Origin of the sequence: Spirillospora sp. NPDC052269 (assembly GCF_040679435.1) — a bacterium.
Lineage (GTDB): Bacteria > Actinomycetota > Actinomycetes > Streptosporangiales > Streptosporangiaceae > Spirillospora.
Genome location: NZ_JBFAUU010000009.1, coordinates 288,944 through 305,085, shown reverse-complemented (window position 1 = coordinate 305,085; position 16,142 = coordinate 288,944). Strand labels below are relative to the sequence as shown.

The window sequence follows — 16,142 nt, the reverse complement described above, 5'->3', positions numbered from 1 at the left end:
GCGATGTGGACAAACCCGGACGGCCGATCGCGGCCAGAGGTGTCGGCGAGTCACCGCTTCGGGGTGACGATTGGCTGACCGCCGCGTGGCCGGTGGGGGTCGAGGTCGTCAACGGGGAGGTGCAGCGTTCTCATGACCGTTGTGCAGCTGTACGCCAGGGACGTCGGGACGGGCACGCCGCTCGTGCTGCTGCACGCGTTCCCACTGTCATCGGCCATGTGGTTGGCCCAGCGGGAGGTGCTGGCGAACAGGTTCCGCGTCGTCACCCCCGACCTGCGCGGTTTCGGCGGATCCGTGCTCGGCCCGGACGATCCGTCCGTGGACGCCATGGCCGACGACGTCGCCCGCATGTTCCGGAACCTCGGCGTCCAGCGCGCCGTGGTCGGCGGCCTGTCCCTGGGCGGACACGTCGCGATGGCGCTGTGCCGCCGCCACCCCGACCTCGTCCTCGGCCTGGTCCTGTGCGCGACGCGCGGGGCCGCCGACGCCCCCGAGACGAGCGCCACGCGGCTCCGGCAGGCCGAGCGCCTCGAGCAGGACGAGGACGTCTCCGTCCTCGTCGACGAGGTGCTCCCGGACCTCGTCGGCCCGACCACCATGCGGCAGCGGGCCCTGGTCTACGGGCGCGTGCGCGGCCTCGTCCAGTCCACCCCGCCGCGCGCGGCCGCGTGGGCCCAGCGCGCGATGGCCGGGCGCCCCGAGGCGTTCGAGGCCCTCCGCGGCGTGAAGGTCCCGGCGCTCGTCATGGTCGGCTCCGAGGACGTCCTGGCGTCCGAGGCGGACGCCCGCGCGATCGCCGAGGCGATGCCGAACGCCGAGCTGATGATCGTCCCGCGCGCCGGGCACCTCGTCCCGGTCGAGCAGCCGGACCTGTTCAACCAGGCCGTCGCCGAGTTCGCCGCCGCCCTCTCCCGCACCGCCCGCTGACCCGCGCCGGGGTCGGGGGCGAGGTCAGGCGGCCTCCTGCCGGGGCAGGACGATCTCCCTGATCAGGAGCGAGATCGCCGCCGCCGTCGGGATCGCGATCAGCGCGCCCACGACGCCGAGCAGCGCCGCGCCGATGAGCGCCGAGACGATCGTCACCGCGGGCTGGACGTCCACGGTCTTCTTCATCACGCGCGGGTAGACCAGGTAGTTCTCGACCTGCTGGTAGACCACGTAGAAGATCACGGCCGCGATGCCCTCGTAGGTGCCGGTGAGGAACGCGACCAGGCACACGATCACCGCGCCGATCGTCGCGCCCACCAGCGGGATCAGGTCGGTCACCGCCACGATCAGCGACAGCGCGAGCGCGTACGGAACGCCCAGGATCTCCAGGAAGACGTACGACGTCAGGCCCGCGATGAACGCGATCGTGAATTGTCCCGCGACGTAGCCGCCGATGCGGTCCAGGATCTCGTCGCCGAGCAGCGCCACCCGGGCCCGCCGCGTCCGCGGGGCGAGCTGGTAGGAGAACGCCTTGATCTGCGGCAGCGAGCCCAGGAAGTACAGCGTCAGGATCAGGATGGTCAGCATCTTGAACGTGCCGCTGAGCGCCTGCTTGCCGGCGTCCACCGCCCAGTTGGCCATGTCCTGCTGGAACTTGGAGTCGTTGAGCTTGTCCTGCGCCTGCTGGAGCAGGTGGTAGCGGCGGTCCCAGTCCGCGATCCGCCTGTTGCCCTGCAACTGCTCGATGTAGTGCGGCAGGTTCTGCGTCAGCCCGTTCACCTGGTCCACGATCGGCGGGACGAGCGAGGCGACGACTCCGGCGAAGAACAGCACCACGCCGAGGAACACCACCGCGACCGCCCAGCCGCGCGACAGCCCGAGCCGCTTCAGCCGTTCCACCGCGGGGTTCAGCCCGACCGCGAGGAACATCGCCACCACGATCGTCACCAGCGTCGACTTGGCCCCGGTCGCGGCCTTCAGCAGCAGGTAGGCGGTCATCACCCCGAGCGCGGCGGTGAACCCGAACACGAACGGATGATGCCGTCCGAAGGGCGCTCCGGGCTGCCCGAAGGGAAACCTCCGGTCGGCGCTCGCCTCCTGCTTCAACTGCTCCACCTGCTCGACCGCGTCCCCGGCGCCCGCCGCAGGGTCACCGTCCGCGGGAAGGTCGTCCGAGGCCCTCCCGGGCTCGGGAACGACGCCGTTCGCCTCGACCACGCCGTCCCGCGGGGACGCGCCGTCCCGCGGGGACGTGGCGGCCTGCGAGGACGTGGTGACGGTGGCGGTGTTCGGGGATTCCGCCCCGGCGGACGGCGGGGTGTCGTCAGGCACTCCGGCTCTCCTTCAGGTCCTGGTCCGGGGGGAGTTGTCAGGACGAAAACGATACATCGGGTAAAGCCGCGCTAACCTCCCGCGACACCCCCACGAGCCGCGAACACAAGCCAGAAACGCGAGCCGGGACCACGAGCCGGGACCACGAGCCGGGACCACGAGCCGGGAACGCGGGCCGGGAACGCGGGCCGGGGAAAGGCCGAGGCCCAGCGGCGGTGCCGCTGGGCCTCGGTGAACCTCGGGTCCGGTGGGACGACCGTCAGGCGGTCGTCACTCCTGCCACCAGTCCTCGTCGTCGTCCTCGGACTTCTTGCCCTGGGGGCCCTTCGGAGCGGGCTTGCCGCCCTGCTGCTTGGCCTGGCCGTTGCCGGACGGGCCGGACTGACCGCCCTGGTTCTGCGCCGGGGCCGGCTTGGGCGCGGGCTTCGGCTCGGGGGCCGGAGCGGGCGCCTTCTCGATCGCCGGGGCCTCCTCGGCGCCGCCGAGCGCCGGGCCGACGCCGCCGATGAGCTGGCGCAGCTGGTTGAGGTGGCTGGTGATGCTGTCGCGCTGGCGGGTGAGCTCGTCCACCTGGCGCTGCGCGGAGGTGCGGACCCGCTCGGCCTCGGCCTTGGTCTCGCCGAGCAGCTGCTCGGCCTGGCCCTTGGCCTCGGTGATGATCTGGTCGGAGCTCTTGCGCGCGTTCGCCATCAGCTGCTTGGCGTGCGAGTCGGCCTCGCGGCGGGTCTGCTCGGCCTGCTGGGTGGCCTTGGCCGCCCGCTGCTCGGCGGACGCGGCGCGCTGCTCGGCCTCGGCGACCAGCTTCTGGGTGGCCTGCTGGGCGGCGGCGTGGCGCTCGGCGTCCTGGCGGTCGGCCTCCTCGCGGCGGGCCGCGAGCTGGATCTCGAACTCGGCCTCGGCCTGCGCCCGCTGCGCCTCGGACTCCTCCAGGATGCGCTGCGCCTGCGCGCGCATCTCGTCGGCCTGCCGCTTGGCGGTGGTGAGGATCTCGTCCCGCTCGCGCTTGGTGGACGCGCGCAGCTGGGCGACCTCGCGCTCGGTCGTCGTGCGCAGCTTGGCGATCTCGCGCTCGGCGGCGGCGCGCTTCTCGGCGACCTCGTGGTCGGCGGTGGCGCGGAGCTTGGCGACCTCGCGCTCGGTGGTGGAGGTCAGCTCGTCGGCCTCGCGGCGGGCGGAGGTGCGCACCTCCTCGGCCTCGCGCTCGGCGGCGCCGCGCATGTCGTCGCACTCGCGCTGGGCGGTGGCGCGCAGCTCGGACGCGTCGCTCTCGGCGGCCGCGCGCAGCTCGGCGGCCTCCACCTTGGCGGCCGCCTTGATCTCGTTGGCCTCGCTGCGCGCGGCCTGGACGAGCTCGGTCGCCTGCTCCTCGGCGAGGCGGAGCAGCTGCTCGATGCGGGCGCCGAGACCGGAGTAGGTCGGGCGCTCCTGCTCCTGCAGCTGCCGGTGTGCGTCCGACAGCTCGCGCTGGAGTTGCGAGGTCGACTCACGCGTGGTGCGGACCTCGTTGTCGAGCTGCTTGATGTGCTCGTCGACCTGGTGCCGGTCGTAGCCGCGAAGCACCACGTCGAACTCGCGCGGGGGCGTGTCTTCAAAGAAGTTGCTGAGCTGGGCGTCGATGTCGGACTGCATGTGGCTCAATCCTGGTGTGACGGGGCTACGGGCCAAGGTTCCGGGGACCGGACGATCACTTGCTTGAGGGGCGCGCCGCCCCAGACCTCTTCCGGCGAATGAAGCGTACTCCGGCCGCTGTGCTGTTGGGGGCCCAACCGAACGTACTGGGAGGTTTGTCCTTTTTGTCCTGTGAACCCGGGAGGCCCGGTATGGCGGGGCTTCTGGGTGCGAAATGCACCAGAAGTGTCCGAACGGTTACAGCGCACCGCTCTCGACGCCCCGGATCGCTCGTGTGATATCGATCACATCACGATCTCGCAGCGTTCGCGCGTCGGGCTCACGGCGGGCCTGTGACGGCCCGCCGCGGGCTCCCAGCAAGCCCGCCGGAGGCCGAAGCGGTCAGGACGTAGCCTTCTCCACCAGTTCGGTCAGGACGCCGTGGCAGTCCTTCGGGTGCAGGAAGGTGATCCGGGAACCGAGCGAGCCGTGCCGCGGGTTGTCGTACAGCACCCGGACGCCCTTGGCGGCGATGCCGTCCGCCTCGTCCTGGACGTCCCCGTCCGTGCCGAAGGCGATGTGGTGCACGCCCTCGCCGTTCTTGGCCAGCCACTTGGCGACGGTCGAGTCGTCCCGGATCGGGGTGATCAGCTGGATGTAGCTCGCCGCGCCGTCGCTGGTCTCGTTGATCTTGAGCATGGCCTCCCGGACGCCCTGCTCCTCGTTGGTCTCGAAGTGCACGTCGGTGAAGCCGTAGGTCTCCCGGTAGAAGGCGACCGTGGCGTCCAGGTCGTGGCAGGCGATGCCGATGTGGTCGATGCGGGTGAGCATGGGTCCTCCCCGGGGCGATGTGCTTTGGATCCTGCTGAGTATCGTGGCAAACGTCCCGCCGTACGTTCTCGTGGAGGCCCCCTTGTCCGTCGGTTCCGTCATCGTCGCCGGTGCCCGCACCCCCATCGGGAGGCTGCTGGGCTCCCTGAAGGACTTCACCGCCGCCGACCTCGGCGCGCACGCGATCAAGGCCGCCCTGGAGCGCGCCGGGATCAGCGGGGACCAGGTCGACTACGTCATCCTCGGCCAGGTGCTCCAGGCGGGCGCGGGCCAGATCCCGGCCCGCCAGGCCGCGGCCAAGGCGGGCATCCCGATGAACGTTCCCTCCATCAACATCAACAAGGTCTGCCTGTCCGGGCTGGACTCGATCGCGCTCGCCGACCAGCTGATCCGCGCGGGCGAGTTCGACATCGTCGTCGCGGGCGGCATGGAGTCGATGACCCAGGCCCCGCACCTGCTGCCGAAGTCGCGCGGCGGCTACAAGTACGGCTCGGTCGAGGTGCTCGACCACATGGCCTACGACGCGCTCACCGACTCGTTCGAGGGCATCTCCATGGGCGAGTCCACCGAGCGCGGCAACGCCAGGCTGGGCATCTCCCGCGAGGAGCAGGACGAGTTCAGCGCCCGCTCGCACCAGCGCGCCGCCGACGCGATCAAGAACGGCCGCTTCGACGCCGAGATCGCCCCGGTCGAGATCCCGCAGCGCAAGGGCGACCCGATCGTGTTCGCCGCCGACGAGGGCGTCCGCGCCGACACCACGGCCGAGGGCCTCGCCCGGCTGCGCCCGTCCTTCGCCAAGGACGGCACGATCACCGCCGGGTCCGCCTCGCAGATCTCCGACGGCGCCGCGGCCGTCGTGGTGATGTCGAAGGCGAAGGCCGAGGAGCTCGGCCTCACCTGGATCGCCGAGATCGGCGCGCACGGCAACGTCGCGGGCCCGGACAGCTCGCTGCACTCCCAGCCGTCCAACGCGATCAAGCACGCGCTCGGCAAGGCCGGCATGAGCGTGGACGACCTGGACCTCATCGAGATCAACGAGGCGTTCGCGTCCGTCGGCATCCAGTCCATGCGCGACCTCGGCGTCGACGCGGAGAAGGTCAACGTCGACGGCGGCGCCATCGCGGTCGGCCACCCGGTCGGCATGTCCGGCGCCCGCCTCGTCCTGCACCTGGCGTACGAGCTGAAGCGCCGCGGCGGAGGCGTCGGCGCCGCCGCCCTCTGCGGTGGCGGCGGCCAGGGTGATGCGTTGATCCTGCGCGTCCCGTCCGCCTGATCCAGCTGTTGTCGAGCCCCCGTCCGGTCCACCGGACGGGGGCTCGTGGCGTCTACTGGGGTGCCTGCTGGAAGGTGATGGTCTTGAAACCCAAGGCGCGGAGCATGTTCTCCAGCATCGTCTTGGTGTTCTGGTCGGCGCGGGTCTGGAGGCCGCCGTTCCGCGCCGCCGCCTGGATCTTCTGGGACGCCAGCACGTACAGCTGCTGCTGGTCGTTCGGGTTGGAGCTGAAGAAGTCCCCGACGCGGTCGAACAGGCCGCGCTGGGTCGAGAACACGTAGCTGCGCTTCGGGTCGAGGTTCGTCGAGTCGAGTTGCGCGTGGGGGAGCCGGACGGTCGCGGTCGTCCGGTCGGGGTTCACGGTGATGGCCCCCGAGCCCAGCTGGGAGAAGTCGACGTACGCGTTCACCGTGCCCTGCCCGACGAACAGCGTGCGCCTGCCGCGCAGCGAGTTCGGGAGGTACTTGCCCTCCTTGTCCAGGTCGACGACGACCTGGAAGTCGCCGCTGGCGGCCTGGTAGCGGTGCATGTCGCGGACGGACCGCAGCAGCGCCGGGCCGCTGCGGTCCCGGGTGTTCTCGGCGAAGGGGTCCAGCCAGTGGGGCAGCAGCCGCAGGCCGTTCTGCAGGGCGATCACGGCGGCCACGGTCGCCGCGACCAGCAGCAGCGCGACCCCGATGCGCCGCCGAGGGGGTTCGTGGCCCCGGGAGGGCGCCGGGGGCGCCTCCGTCCCGGGACCGGCGTCGTCCGGTCGTGAGCGTGCCATGACCCAAGACATGCCCAGGCTCGCGCTTTACTACCAATTGACCAATGTGAGGCTCTTCTCGGAACCGTTCGGACGCGGGCCTCGTCGCGGTTCCACCACCTCAGACGTGGCTTCCGGCGGCTTCCTCCACTTCCAGGAGGGACGCGCTGCGCAGGTGCGCCTCGTGCGCCGCCTTCCCGCCCCGGACGCCGAACAGCCGCTTGGTGGCGACGATGTAGACGATCAGCCCGATGTTCACCACCAGGGCTCCGATGCGGACGGCGGTGATGCGCTCGCTCAGCTCGTAGATCTCGATCGGCAGCCCGAACGAGGTCGCGATCACCGCGAAGTACTCGCCCCAGCGCTGCAGCAGCCACAGCCCGATCGCCTCGGTGATCTCGATCGCGGCGTACACCACCAGGCCCACGGCCAGCCACCGCAGGGTGTTCGCCTCCAGGTTGAACACCTTCTGGAACGACTCCACGATCTTGGAGTGGTCCAGGTCCCAGCCGATCTGCCTGGCCAGCGGGCGCAGCAGCGGGATCTCCTTCTCGAAGATCCGCTGGATCGAGCCGCGGTTGGCGGCGAACCGCCACACGCCGTAGGCGGCGGCGAGCACCACCAGGCCGCGGATGATCCGCTCGAACGCGAAGAAGCGCATGATGAACGCGTCCCGCAGTTCCTTGCCGCGCTTGACCAGCGGGGCGTGGTCGGCCGGGCCCGTGCCGTGCGGCTCGCCGTGGATGTAGGCGCCACAGCGCAGGCAGCGCCAGGCGTCGCCGATGGGGGTCTCGGTATGGAGCCGCAGCCGCAGCCGGGGCTCGTCGGGCGCGTAGGTGATGTGTCCCTTGCGCGCGCAGGTCAGCAAACTCCAGTCCACGCGGTCACCCTAGAGGTGCAAGGGCCGCGGGCCGAGAGTCCGGAAGGTGAGGCCGGATGTGAGCAGCGCCATAGGGGCGTCCGAAACACTGCGAAGGTGCCGGTACGTTAGTTCCACGTGGACATCGTGAAGACCCTGCGGATCGTTTCCGTGGCCGAGGCCCTGTCGTTCCTGGTGCTGCTGCTTGTGGCCATGCCGCTCAAGTACGGCGCGGACGCTCCGGTCGCGGTCCAGATCATGGGGCCGATCCACGGTGTTCTGTTCCTGGCCTATGTCGGCCTCGTCCTGGTCGGGCATCGGGCGGCGGGCTGGAACATCATGCGGACGCTGCTGGCGCTGATCGCCTCGGTGCTCCCGATCGCACCGTTCTTCGTCGAGCGGAACTGGCTCCGGCCGGTCGCCGACGCCCCGGTGCGGGCGGACGAGGCTCCGGAGCGGCAGACGGCCTGAGCGCCGCACTAAAAAGCTTCTGCGTGGCCGCGGCGGGTCTGGGGGGTCCTGCCGTGGCCGCGCAGAGGGTCTTCGCGCCCCCGCCGGGCGTCCTGGAAAGGATCGTCCGGCGCGGGGCGCATTCCTTTTCCGCCACCCGTCCCTGACGGTGACGGTCCCTCGCCGCCGTGCGCCGAGCCCCGCTCCGGCGCCGTCCGCCCGGACGTCCTCGTCTCGGGAACCGGCCTGCGGGACGGCGAGAGCCCCGGGAACGTTCCGCCCGACGACGGCCTGCCCAAGGGCGTCCATCCGGCGGAGGGCCTCCTGCGGGGCACCGACTTCCTGCCGAACGACGACGCGCGCCCCGACAAAGCGCGTCCCGACAATGCCCGCCCCGACGACGCGCTGCCCGACAACGCGCGCCCCGACGACGCGTTGCCCGACAGTGCCCGTCCCGACGACGCGCTGCCCGGCGACGTGCGCCCCGACGACGCGCGCCCCGACGACGTGCTGCCCGCCGCCGGCGCACCGCCCGACGCCGACGCGGTGCCCGCTGATGAGGCGCTGCCCGGCGAGCGCGTGCTCAAGAGCCCCCTGCCGGACGACGCCTTCCCCGTGGACGCCCCACCCGCTGTCGAGCCGGGACGCGGCTTCACCTTCGCGAGCATGTGCATCGAGAAGTCGGAAGAGTCGAGCGAGCACCTCCGGTAGGCGGTGAAGTGGTCGCGCAGCCAGGCGCGGCGGTCCTCCTCGTCCCAGAGGCCGAAGTGGCGGGCCGCCCTGCGGTCGGAGAGCGCCGGGGCGCCGCCGCCGAGCAGCCACGCGTCCACGAGCGCCTCGTACTCCCGGGGCGGACGGGCCCGTCCGGTGCACGCGTCGGGCCGGAGCAGGCCGTCCCGGATGTCCCGGAGCACCCGGTCGGTGAAGCCCGGGCCCAGCTCGCCAGGCAGGTACAGCCGGACCAGCCCGCCCCGGACCAGCGCGGGCCCCGGTCCCGGCCCAGGTCGCTGCTCGACGCGTGTGAAGGCGGAGTAGGTGTCCGCCAGGCGCGCCGCGAGCGGCGTCAGCGTCTCTTCCAGCACGGGCAGCGCGGGCGCGAGCGCCGGATGCACGCACACCCGCAGCGGCCATTCGCGGCACACGTCCGCGGCCGGTGACGCCTCGACGGCCGTCCCGTGCGTGCCGTGCAGCCGCACCGTGACGGCCCCGGTGAGGACGAGCGCCGACGCGACCCCCAGCAGCAGTGCGGACCGGCGCGTGACCCACCAGCAGTACGCGAGCGCGAGGGCCCCGGTGAGGCCCGCCGCCCACACCGTCTGGTCCGCCAGGACGACAGGGTTCAGGCAGGTGAACAGCTCGACCCGGTGGAGCGCGGCGGGGGGGAGCAGGCTCCACCAGGACGTCCCGGGCAGCCGCGCCGCCGCCCACAGGGCCGCCGCCGCCGGGACGAGCAGCGCCGTCGTGGGCCGCGGGACGAGCCGTCCGGCCAGGTAGCCCGCCGTGACGTGCAGGCTCAGCGCGGCGGACGCCGCCGTCAGGCCGAGCAGGTCCGGGTCCCCGGCCTCGTCGCGCATCAGGGTCCGGACGACGATCACCCCGACCACGACCGCGTAGGACGCCAGCGCCACCATGATCAGCAGCGCCAGGTCGAGGAGCACGCCGGTGATCGGCGACCGGGACGTGACGACCCGCAGGTAGTCGAGGCGCCGCTCCCGCGCGCCCGCGAGGGCGGCGAACCCCGCGGCGACCGGGCCCATCACGCGCACGGCGTTCACCAGGGCGACGATGGAGTTGTCCCAGTAGGCGACGCCGGGAACCAGGGACGGCCAGGCCGCGGCGATGCCCGACGCCGCCAGCACCGCGGCCCCGGCCAGGGGCCTCGCCCGCCGCGCGTCCGCCCGGAGCACGCGGCTGAGATCAACCACCGGCCGCGCTTCCCAACAGCACCAGCCTCCTCCACGCCGCTATGCCCGCCGTCTTGTCCTTCCGGCGGTGCGCGTCCGCGTCCTGAGGGATCCGGGTCTCGTGTTCCTGAGGGATCCGGGCCTCGTGCGTACGCCGCTTGTGGACGAACGCGCTGCGCATGCTCGTGCCGGTCCGCGCGGGCGCGGGCGCGGCGGCTCGTGCGTACGCGAGAGGCGGGGACGCGGCGCTCAGCTCGGAGACGACGGTGAGGCGTCCGCGCGCGAGCGAGAGCACCTGATCGCAGACGCCCGCGAGGGCCTTGGCCGAGGACCCCGTGACGAGCACGGTCGGCGCCAGCGAACGGAGGACGGGTACCAGTTCGGACAACGCGCGCGCATGAGCCGTCCCGCTCAGCGACTCCGGGTCCTGCGCATGCGAGGAGGTGTCCCGGTGGTCCGAGCAGGACGCCCCGTCGTCCTCGCTCTGGGTGAACGGGCCCAGCCGGCCGAGCAGGCGCGGCAGGGACGCCGTGAACTCGCCGCGCTCACCCTCCGGGACGGTCCGCTCGGCGAGCTCGTTCAGCGGGTCGTCCAGCAGGACGATGTCGGGCTCGTGGACGCACGTGGCGGCGAGGCCCACCCGGAGCCGGACGTCCGGCGGCAGCAGGGCCAGTTCCGTGTCCGACACGTCCGCCAGTTCCATGCGCCGCAGAATGCCGCGCGCGTCCGATTCCCGCGCTCGCCGGTAGTAGGCCGCGTAACCCACGAATTCCGCGGCGGTGATATGCGGCTCGCGCCAGAAGTCCGACGGAAGATAGCCGATCCTCGCGCGCACGGCGCGCAGATCTGAGGTTTTCCCGGTACGGTGACCGAGGATTTCGATTTCGCCGACACTGGGTCGGCGAAGCGTCGCGAACGTGGCCAGCAGCGTTGATTTGCCCGCGCCCGGCGGACCGGCAACACCGATCAGGCCCTCAGTGATACCGAGGGCCGTCGGACGGAGGAGCCACCGCCCCCCGCGGCGGACCCCCATCTCATGGGCCACGATCGCGGAAGCGTCCGCGACCATTTCAGTTTTCCCCCCGTTGCTTCACGAGCTCGGTTCGCGACGCCCCGGTCCGCCCGCGACCCCCGTCGCCCGGCGGAGAGTTTCACCCGGCCGAGCAGGCCGGCTGATGAAACTCCCGTGGACGTCGAACCGTGCACGACCAGGCGACTATAACCAGTCTTGGTGATCGGCGTCAGCTCGCTTTTGCTATTGAGCTGCGGCGATCTGATTCTTTACCTTTCGCGACGTTGTCGGATCCGTGTCGCCCGAATTCCGGACCGGTCGTCTTTGTCGGCCACATCCCATCGCGATCCCATCGTGCGCGTCCGCGACCGGCCGCCGAACGGCGCGCGAGGCGCGGCGGGATGCGCGGCGCGGTGTGACGTGCGCTACAGATCGCGCGCCACCCGCGGCTCGGATGACGCGTGTGGACGGGATGGGTCAGCCGGCTCCGCGAGCCCGCTCGAGTTCGCCTCCAGAGGACACCTGCGGCTGCTCATGCGACACGCGCTCTCATGCGGCAGGATGTACATATGCCTTCTCGGGACTTTTCGATGTACGGGGCCGTCGACTTGGGGGCCGTCCAGGCGGCTTCGAAGCAGCGCCAGGAACGCCAGGCGCGCACGGCCCAGGCCGGGGACGCCGCTGCCGGGACCACCGGGGCCCCCGCCCCCGCGGGCGGCCCCTACGTCGTGGACGTCACCGACGAGACCTTCAACGCCGAGGTCGTGGAGCGGTCGCAGGCCGTCCCGGTGCTCGTGGACTTCTGGGCGGAGTGGTGCGGGCCCTGCAAGCAGCTCGGGCCGATCCTGGAGAAGCTGGCCGAGGAGGCCGCGGGCCGCTGGGTCCTCGCCAAGGTCGACATCGACGCGAACCCGCAGCTCGGCGCCTACATGCAGCAGATGGGCGTGCGGGGCATCCCGTTCGTCGCGGCCGTCGTCCAGGGGCAGCTGCTGCCGTTCCTGAACGGCGCGGCCCCCGAGGCCCAGGTGCGCCAGGCCATCGACCAGCTCTTCGAGGCGCTGGTCAAGGAGGGCCTGATCTCGGACGTCCCGGCCGGTGAGGCCCCCGCGTCCGCCGAGCCGCCGGCCGGCTCGATCTACGACGCCGCCGAGGACGCGCTGCGCGCCGGGAACCTCGACGACGCGCGCGCCGCGTTCGAGGACATCCTCGCCCGCGACCCCGGGGACGGCGAGGCCAAGCGCGGCGTGGCCCTGGTCGACCTGAGCCGACGCGTCCAGGCGCTGGACGCCCGCAAGGCGCTGGAGGGCGCCGAGGCCAAGCCCGGCGACGCCAAGGCGCAGAGCGACGCCGCCGACGTCGAGATGGTCTCCGGCCAGGTCGAGGCCGCGTTCGGTCGCCTCGTCTCGGCCGTCCGCCGCACCGCCGGCGACGACCGTGACGTCGTCCGCAAGCACCTGCTGTCGCTGTTCGAGGTCCTCCCGCCGGACGACCCGCGAGTAGCCAAGGGCCGCCGCTCGCTGCAGAGCGCCCTCTTCTAGATCCGGCGGCCGGATCCGACGACGCCGAGTCGCAGGGCGCGCTCCTCCAGCACGGGGGACGCGCCCTGCGCCGTCTCCGCCCCCGGCCCGGCCCCGCAGGGCCCTCTAGCGCGAGTCGTGGCAGAACGCACCAGTGCGACTTGTTGCAGAACGCGCTTTTTTAACGCCGCACGCACAAAGTGTCCTTCTGATCGGGGAGAGCGCGGCGAGCGCGTATCCTCATTGACGGTGACCGCGCCCCCCGCCCCATGCGGCGCCCTCCTCAGGGACGCTCTCGGAGTAGCGCGCTCACGCCGTCCCGGACCCGGTCAGCGGGCTCCGGACGGGTCGACGAACACAGCCGGCGAGACCAAGCCGGTAGACAGGGAGCAGTGTCTTGGCCAGCGTGCCCAGCGTTTCGTACTCCATCACCGTCCGGCTGGAGGTTCCCGCCGGCGGCAAGGCCGTCAGCCAGATCACCCACGTCGTGGAGAACGCCGGGGGCATCGTGACCGCCCTCGACGTGAACACCGCCGGGCACGAGACGCTGCGCATCGACGTCACCATCGCCACCCGCGACACCGAGCACGCCGAGGCGATCTCCGCCGCGCTGGAGACGATCGACGACATCAAGATCCACAAGGTCTCGGACCGGACCTTCCTGATGCACCTCGGCGGCAAGATCGAGATGCAGTCGAAGGTGCCGCTGCGCAACCGCGACGAGCTGTCCATGGCGTACACGCCGGGCGTCGCGCGGGTCTCGCTGGCGATCGCCCGCAACCCCGAGGACGTCCGGCGGCTGACGATCAAGCGCAACAGCGTCGCGGTCGTCACCGACGGCTCGGCGGTGCTCGGTCTCGGCAACATCGGCCCGGAGGCCGCGCTGCCGGTGATGGAGGGCAAGGCGGCGCTGTTCAAGCGGTTCGCCGGGATCGACGCCTGGCCGATCTGCCTGGACACCCAGGACACCGACGAGATCGTCCGGACCGTCCAGATCCTGGCGCCGGCGTTCGGCGGCATCAACCTGGAGGACATCTCCGCGCCGCGCTGCTTCGAGGTCGAGGCCCGGCTGCGCGAGCTGCTGGACATCCCGGTCTTCCACGACGACCAGCACGGCACCGCGATCTGCGTGCTCGCCGCGCTCACCAACGCGCTGCGCGTGGTCGGCAAGGACATCGGGTCCGTCCGCATCACGATGTCGGGCGCCGGCGCGGCGGGCACCGCGATCCTGAAGCTGCTGCTGCACGCCGGGGCCAAGAACGTCGTCGTCTGCGACTACCACGGCGCCGTCCACCCGGACCGCGCCGACCTGGACGACTCGCTCCGCTGGATCGCCGAGCACACCAACGCCGAGGGCTACAGCGGCGACCTGAAGGGCGCGGTCGCGGGCGCGGACGTGTTCGTCGGGGTGTCCGCGCCGGGCATCCTGACCGGGGACGACATCGCCAAGATGAACGACGACGCGATCGTGTTCGCGCTGGCCAACCCCGAGCCCGAGGTGTCCCCGGACGAGGCGCGCGAGCACGCCGCCGTCGTGGCCACCGGCCGCAGCGACTACCCGAACCAGATCAACAACGTGCTGGCCTTCCCCGGCGTGTTCCGCGGCCTGCTGGACGCGCAGGCCGACGGCGTCACCCAGGGCATGCTGCTCGCCGCCGCCCAGGCCCTCGCCGAGGTCGTCACGCCGGGCGAGCTGGGGCCGAACTACATCGTCCCGAGCGTGTTCCACCCGGAGGTCGCGGGCCGGGTCGCGGGCGCCGTCCGTGAGGCCGCCGGCGGCCGTCCCCGCACGGAAGCCTGACCTTCCGGCAATAGCGCACAGCTGATCGAAACGGCCCGGGGCGATCGCCGCCCCGGGCCGTTCAGTTTTTTCGCCGACCGTCCTACTTGGCGGTCTTGCCGCCGAACATGGGGTCGCGGCGGCGCGGCCAGATGCCGCCGTACCAGAGGATGATCGCGCCGGTCACCAGGGCGCCCGCGCCGGTCGCGACCCGCGCCCAGATCATGGCCGAGTCCGCGCCGGTGTGCGGCAGCTTGTTCGGCTTCTTGCCGGGCGCTGCCGCCGCGCAGTTCGCCTTGATCGTCTTCTCCTTGACGAGGCGGTGCGCGGAGTCGTTCACCACGACGAGCGTCCGGCGTCCCTGCTGCATGCGGATCGTGGTGGTCCGGGTGGCGCCCGCGGCGATCTTGGCCGTCACGGGGGTGGAGTTGTCGTCCCGCTCGACCGAGTAGCCCTGCTCCTGGGTGCTCTCGTTGCGGACGGTCACGTCGACCGTCCGGCCGGGGCAGTCCACCGAGCCGAAGGTGACCACAAGCGGCTGCGTGCCCTTCGAGGTCGGGGTGGACGACGGTGTCGTCCCGTGCGTGGGCGACGTCTTCCCCTTCTTGGTGGGCGTGCCCGTCCCGCTCCCGGACGGCGACGCGGTCGGCACCGAGCTGGAGTTGGAGACGGGCTCGTTCGCGGCGTTCGCCCCGCCCGAGCTCCACTTCATCAGCGCCGGCACGGCGATCAGCGCCCCGATGACGAAGAAGACGGCGGCTATGACGACCCTCGGCAACTGCATCGGTGACCTCCGGCCCAGCGACCCGACGGGACCGCGCCCCGCGCACGGCCGTAATCTAGAGCATGCATAAACCCTGACCCATTTTTCTTCATATCCCCTCGGTCGGGCCCGTGTAACAGGGCAACCGGTGGGGGGATGTGCCGCCGGGGCCCATGGCGACGCATGATGGTGCAATGGAAGACGGCATCACGGTCGGGACCCTGCTGGTGGCGACCCCTCAGCTCGACGACCCCAACTTCCGCCGCACCGTCGTGCTGGTCGTCGAGCACGACGGCGACGGCGGCACCCTCGGCGTCGTCCTCAACAGGCCGACCGAGGTGCCGGTCGACCGGGTGCTGCCGCCGTGGGCCGAGCTGGTGACCGGCCCCTCGGTGGTCTTCCAGGGCGGCCCGGTCGCGCTGGACAACGCGCTGGCCCTCGCCCGGCTGCCGGGCGAGGACGAGCCGCTCGGCTGGCGGGCGCTCGACGGCGACCCGTCGGTGGCCAGAGTCGGCCTCGTCGACCTCGACGCCCCGCCCGCGCTGCTCGCGCCCGAACTGCTCCAGCTCCGTGTCTTCGCGGGGTACGCGGGGTGGGGCGCGGGCCAGCTGCTCGGCGAGATCGAGGACGGCGCCTGGTACCTGGTCTCGGCCGAGGCCGGCGACGTGTTCGCCGGTGAGCCCGAACACCTCTGGCAGCAGGTCCTGCGCCGCCAGGCCGGAGACCTGGCGTTCGTGTCGACCTTCCCCGACGACCCCACCCTGAACTGACGGCTAAGGTGAGTGACGTGAGCACGAAGATCCTTCCCGAGAGCGACGTACGGCCGGACCTGTCGACCGGCGACGGCGACCATGAGCGGTTCTCGCACTACGTCAAGAAGGCCAAGATCACCGAGAGCGCCGTCACCGGCACGCCCGTGATCGCGCTGTGCGGCAAGGTCTGGGTGCCGAACCGCGACCCCAAGAAGTACCCGGTCTGCCCCGAGTGCAAGGAGATCTACGAGGGGATGAAGCCGGGCGGCGGCGGCAAGGACGGCGACAAGTAGCCGCGGGCCGCGCGCGTTCTTCACCGTGATCCTCAGGCCGGTCGTGCGACGATCGGTCTGAGGATCACGACGTTTCCGGTACGGGTCTGTTCGGGG

15 protein-coding genes are annotated in these 16,142 nt (G+C 71.7%); 7 read left to right on the top strand and 8 right to left on the bottom strand.

Annotation, left to right across the window (positions count from 1 at the left end):
• Window positions 1-132: 132 nt before the first annotated feature.
• Window positions 133-927 (top strand): alpha/beta fold hydrolase, encoded by a 795-nt coding sequence (locus AB0L06_RS21595; RefSeq protein ID WP_500232837.1) that lies wholly within the window; start codon window positions 133-135, stop codon window positions 925-927.
• A gap of 24 nt (window positions 928-951) precedes the next feature.
• Here AB0L06_RS21595 and AB0L06_RS21590 read toward each other — a convergent pair whose 3' ends face one another.
• From AB0L06_RS21590 to mce, 3 genes are all read right to left on the bottom strand, one after another.
• Window positions 952-2,259: an AI-2E family transporter gene (locus tag AB0L06_RS21590; protein WP_500232836.1), complete on the bottom strand. Its 1,308-nt coding sequence runs from the start codon at window positions 2,257-2,259 to the stop codon at window positions 952-954.
• 270 nt (window positions 2,260-2,529) lie between these two features.
• Window positions 2,530-3,888, bottom strand: coding sequence for a DivIVA domain-containing protein (locus AB0L06_RS21585; protein WP_500232835.1), 1,359 nt, complete (start codon window positions 3,886-3,888; stop codon window positions 2,530-2,532).
• A gap of 381 nt (window positions 3,889-4,269) precedes the next feature.
• Complete coding sequence (gene mce, locus AB0L06_RS21580; RefSeq protein WP_500232834.1) at window positions 4,270-4,698, bottom strand: methylmalonyl-CoA epimerase; 429 nt, start codon at window positions 4,696-4,698, stop codon at window positions 4,270-4,272.
• 82 nt (window positions 4,699-4,780) lie between these two features.
• On the opposite strand from mce, the gene AB0L06_RS21575 reads away from it, so the two are divergent.
• Window positions 4,781-5,971 (top strand): acetyl-CoA C-acetyltransferase, encoded by a 1,191-nt coding sequence (locus AB0L06_RS21575; protein WP_500232833.1) that lies wholly within the window; start codon window positions 4,781-4,783, stop codon window positions 5,969-5,971.
• Between the two features lie 52 nt (window positions 5,972-6,023).
• Here AB0L06_RS21575 and AB0L06_RS21570 read toward each other — a convergent pair whose 3' ends face one another.
• Entirely contained in the window at window positions 6,024-6,737 is a 714-nt protein-coding gene (locus AB0L06_RS21570) for a DUF4230 domain-containing protein (protein ID WP_500232832.1), read from the bottom strand.
• 100 nt (window positions 6,738-6,837) lie between these two features.
• Entirely contained in the window at window positions 6,838-7,596 is a 759-nt protein-coding gene (locus tag AB0L06_RS21565) for a DUF2127 domain-containing protein (RefSeq protein WP_500232831.1), read from the bottom strand.
• A gap of 117 nt (window positions 7,597-7,713) precedes the next feature.
• On the opposite strand from AB0L06_RS21565, the gene AB0L06_RS21560 reads away from it, so the two are divergent.
• Window positions 7,714-8,046: a DUF3817 domain-containing protein gene (locus tag AB0L06_RS21560; protein WP_500232830.1), complete on the top strand. Its 333-nt coding sequence runs from the start codon at window positions 7,714-7,716 to the stop codon at window positions 8,044-8,046.
• Between the two features lie 8 nt (window positions 8,047-8,054).
• Here AB0L06_RS21560 and AB0L06_RS21555 read toward each other — a convergent pair whose 3' ends face one another.
• Together AB0L06_RS21555 and AB0L06_RS21550 are read right to left on the bottom strand one after the other, a co-directional pair.
• Entirely contained in the window at window positions 8,055-9,950 is a 1,896-nt protein-coding gene (locus tag AB0L06_RS21555; protein ID WP_500232829.1) for a hypothetical protein, read from the bottom strand.
• Window positions 9,943-10,962, bottom strand: a complete 1,020-nt coding sequence (locus AB0L06_RS21550) for an ATP-binding cassette domain-containing protein (protein ID WP_500232904.1) — start codon at window positions 10,960-10,962, stop codon at window positions 9,943-9,945. Before AB0L06_RS21550 ends, AB0L06_RS21555 begins: the two co-directional genes overlap by 8 nt.
• Window positions 10,963-11,531: 569 nt before the next feature.
• Here AB0L06_RS21550 and AB0L06_RS21545 point away from each other — a divergent pair.
• Together AB0L06_RS21545 and AB0L06_RS21540 are read left to right on the top strand one after the other, a co-directional pair.
• The gene (locus AB0L06_RS21545) at window positions 11,532-12,479 is read left to right on the top strand and encodes a tetratricopeptide repeat protein (protein WP_500232828.1); all 948 of its coding nucleotides are present in this window, start codon (window positions 11,532-11,534) and stop codon (window positions 12,477-12,479) included.
• A gap of 376 nt (window positions 12,480-12,855) precedes the next feature.
• Window positions 12,856-14,259: an NAD-dependent malic enzyme gene (locus AB0L06_RS21540; RefSeq protein WP_500232827.1), complete on the top strand. Its 1,404-nt coding sequence runs from the start codon at window positions 12,856-12,858 to the stop codon at window positions 14,257-14,259.
• Between the two features lie 82 nt (window positions 14,260-14,341).
• Here AB0L06_RS21540 and AB0L06_RS21535 read toward each other — a convergent pair whose 3' ends face one another.
• Window positions 14,342-15,022, bottom strand: coding sequence for a hypothetical protein (locus AB0L06_RS21535; protein WP_500232826.1), 681 nt, complete (start codon window positions 15,020-15,022; stop codon window positions 14,342-14,344).
• 173 nt (window positions 15,023-15,195) lie between these two features.
• On the opposite strand from AB0L06_RS21535, the gene AB0L06_RS21530 reads away from it, so the two are divergent.
• Window positions 15,196-15,771 (top strand): YqgE/AlgH family protein, encoded by a 576-nt coding sequence (locus AB0L06_RS21530; protein ID WP_500232825.1) that lies wholly within the window; start codon window positions 15,196-15,198, stop codon window positions 15,769-15,771.
• 17 nt (window positions 15,772-15,788) lie between these two features.
• A complete protein-coding gene (locus tag AB0L06_RS21525) occupies window positions 15,789-16,046 on the top strand; it encodes a DUF3039 domain-containing protein (RefSeq protein ID WP_500232824.1) in 258 nt (85 codons plus the stop codon).
• Window positions 16,047-16,142: the final 96 nt, after the last annotated feature.

Bases quoted from the DNA above. Each gene is read 5' to 3' on its own strand.
- AB0L06_RS21595 (WP_500232837.1), top strand. From the start codon at position 133: ATGACCGTTGTGCAGCTGTACGCCAGGGACGTCGGGACGGGCACGCCG.
- AB0L06_RS21585 (WP_500232835.1), bottom strand. From the start codon at position 3,888: ATGCAGTCCGACATCGACGCCCAGCTCAGCAACTTCTTTGAAGACACG.
- mce (WP_500232834.1), bottom strand. From the start codon at position 4,698: ATGCTCACCCGCATCGACCACATCGGCATCGCCTGCCACGACCTGGAC.
- AB0L06_RS21570 (WP_500232832.1), bottom strand. From the start codon at position 6,737: ATGGCACGCTCACGACCGGACGACGCCGGTCCCGGGACGGAGGCGCCC.
- AB0L06_RS21550 (WP_500232904.1), bottom strand. From the start codon at position 10,962: ATGGGGGTCCGCCGCGGGGGGCGGTGGCTCCTCCGTCCGACGGCCCTC.
- AB0L06_RS21545 (WP_500232828.1), top strand. From the start codon at position 11,532: ATGTACGGGGCCGTCGACTTGGGGGCCGTCCAGGCGGCTTCGAAGCAG.
- AB0L06_RS21535 (WP_500232826.1), bottom strand. From the start codon at position 15,022: ATGCAGTTGCCGAGGGTCGTCATAGCCGCCGTCTTCTTCGTCATCGGG.
- AB0L06_RS21530 (WP_500232825.1), top strand. From the start codon at position 15,196: ATGGAAGACGGCATCACGGTCGGGACCCTGCTGGTGGCGACCCCTCAG.